The following is a 1,910-nucleotide window of genomic DNA, read 5'->3' as shown; positions in this document are numbered from 1 at the left end:
GATCCTGCCCGGCGCGGAGTGCAGCCACCCCGACGGACGGTCCCTGAACGGCTCCATGGACCTCGGCGTACGCGCCTGGGGCGACCGGCTCGACGGCGGCACGGTGCTCCTCATCGGGACCTATCTCATGGACGGCGAGATCAGCAACCGGCTCCTGGACGCGCTCCCGCCCCTGCTGTCGCTCACCACCGACGTGTGGGAGTGCCAGCTGACGCCGCTGCTCATGGAGGAGATCGTGCGCGACGAGCCGGGCCAGGAGGTCGTCCTGGACCGGATGCTGGACCTGCTGGTCATCGCGGCGCTGCGGGCCTGGTTCTCCCGGCCCGAGGCGGCGGCGCCCGCCTGGTACGCGGCCCTGGCGGACCCGGTGGTGGGGCGGGTGCTGAGGCTGATGCAGGACGATCCCGCGCATCCGTGGACGGTGGCCGCCCTGGCCGCCAAGGCGGGGGTCTCCCGCGCGGCGCTCGCCCGGCGGTTCACCGAACGGGTGGGGGAGCCGGTGATGACGTACCTGACCGGGTGGCGGCTGGCGCTGGCTGCGGACCGGCTGCGGGAGGGCTCCGCCACCCTGGACGCGATCGCCCGCCAGGTGGGCTACGGGAGCGCGTTCGCCCTGTCCAGCGCGTTCAAGAGGGGCTACGGGGTCAGCCCGCAGGAGTTCCGGCTGCGGGCCGGCCGGCCGTAGCCTGGGGGCGTGTACACGGAACGGCCGTCCCGGCTCCCCGGCGCCGCCCTCTGGACCGGTGACGGGTCCGGGCGTGTCCTGCCCGACGGGTGCATGGACCTGCTCTGGCACGAGGAGCGCCTGCTCGTCGCCGGACCCGACACCCGCGCCCACGTCCCCGCGAGCACCCCCGGCACCTGGACCGGCCTGCGCTTCGCCCCCGGCTCCGCGCCCGCCTTCCTGGGCGTGCCCGCGCATGAACTGCGGGACCGGCGAGTGCAGTTGGCCGATCTGTGGCCGCTGCCGGAGGTACGGCGGCTGCGCGGCCGCATCGCCCGGGCCGCCGACCCCGCCACGGCACTGGAGGACCTCGCCCTGGAGCGCGCGGCCCCTACCGACCCCGTCCTGCGGGCCCTGGTCGCCGCGCTCGACGCGGGCCGCCCCGTCGCCGTCACCGCCGACGAGATCGGCCTCGGGGCACGGCAGTTGCACCGCAGGTCGCTGGTGGCGTTCGGGTACGGGCCCAAGACCCTGGCCCGGATCCTGCGGCTGCGTCGGGCCCTCGCGCTGGCCGGGGCCGGGGTGCCGTTCGCGGCGACGGCGGCCCGGTGCGGGTTCGCCGACCAGGCCCATCTCGCCCGGGACGTACGGGAGTTGGCGGGTGTGCCGCTCGGGCGCCTACTCGCCGTCGGCTAGCGGGGCGTACAGGTCGACACCGTTGCCGTCGGGATCGTGCAGGCAGGCGTACCGCTGGCCCCAGTCGGCGTTCCACGGCTTGAGCTCGCCGTGGAACCCCTCGCCCACCAGCTCCTCGTACACCGCGTCGACCTCGGCCGGGCCGGCGCACCGCAGCGCGAGCCCGGTGCGGCTGCCTCCGGACGGCGGCCGCCACCCGGGGTGGAAGGAACGGACCGTGTCCTCGGTGTCCAGCATCAGCCGCATCGCGCCCGGGAGTTCGGCCTCCGCGTGCGGCTGCGACTCGGACCCCTCGGGGAAGGGGAACCCGAGCCGCCGGTAGAAGGCGACGGAAGCGGCCATGTCGGAGGCCACCAGGCCGATGGCGTCGAATCGTGGAGTCATGCCGTCACCGTAGAGGGCGTCCCGGCGCCCGGTCTTGAAGGAATCGGACACGTCAGCCGAAGGTCACCGGCCCCCGCGGGGTGTCCACCGTGAAGGCGAGTCCCACCGGGCCCTCGGCGAGGGCGAGACGGGTGTCGAGGGCGGCGAGCAGGGGGCGGATCTCGTC

Annotated in this window: 3 protein-coding genes and 1 pseudogene; 2 read left to right on the top strand and 2 right to left on the bottom strand. The window is 75.2% G+C overall.

Features of this window, described 5'->3' with window-relative positions:
* Together EHS43_RS43615 and EHS43_RS43610 are read left to right on the top strand one after the other, a co-directional pair.
* On the top strand, positions 1-685 hold a 685-nt coding region (locus tag EHS43_RS43615), incomplete at its 5' end, for an AraC family transcriptional regulator (protein ID WP_148104311.1).
* A gap of 9 nt (positions 686-694) precedes the next feature.
* A complete protein-coding gene (locus tag EHS43_RS43610) occupies positions 695-1,360 on the top strand; it encodes a DUF6597 domain-containing transcriptional factor (RefSeq protein WP_125195947.1) in 666 nt (221 codons plus the stop codon).
* On the opposite strand, the gene EHS43_RS43605 is transcribed toward EHS43_RS43610, so the two are convergent.
* Both EHS43_RS43605 and EHS43_RS48580 read right to left on the bottom strand, forming a co-directional pair.
* Positions 1,343-1,744, bottom strand: coding sequence for a VOC family protein (locus EHS43_RS43605; protein ID WP_185806663.1), 402 nt, complete (start codon positions 1,742-1,744; stop codon positions 1,343-1,345). The two genes, EHS43_RS43610 and EHS43_RS43605, sit on opposite strands and share 18 nt — an antisense overlap.
* A 52-nt stretch (positions 1,745-1,796) precedes the next feature.
* Positions 1,797-1,910: pseudogene (locus EHS43_RS48580) on the bottom strand (VOC family protein); the annotation flags it as partial.

Origin of the sequence: Streptomyces sp. RP5T, from assembly GCF_003933965.1 — a bacterium.
In the GTDB taxonomy this organism is placed as follows: domain Bacteria; phylum Actinomycetota; class Actinomycetes; order Streptomycetales; family Streptomycetaceae; genus Streptomyces.
This window is presented reverse-complemented; position numbering and strand designations above follow the sequence as displayed.

What these genes read in the sequence shown, in the direction of transcription:
- EHS43_RS43605 (WP_185806663.1), bottom strand. Translation starts at nt 1,744, where the DNA reads ATGACTCCACGATTCGACGCCATCGGCCTGGTGGCCTCCGACATGGCC.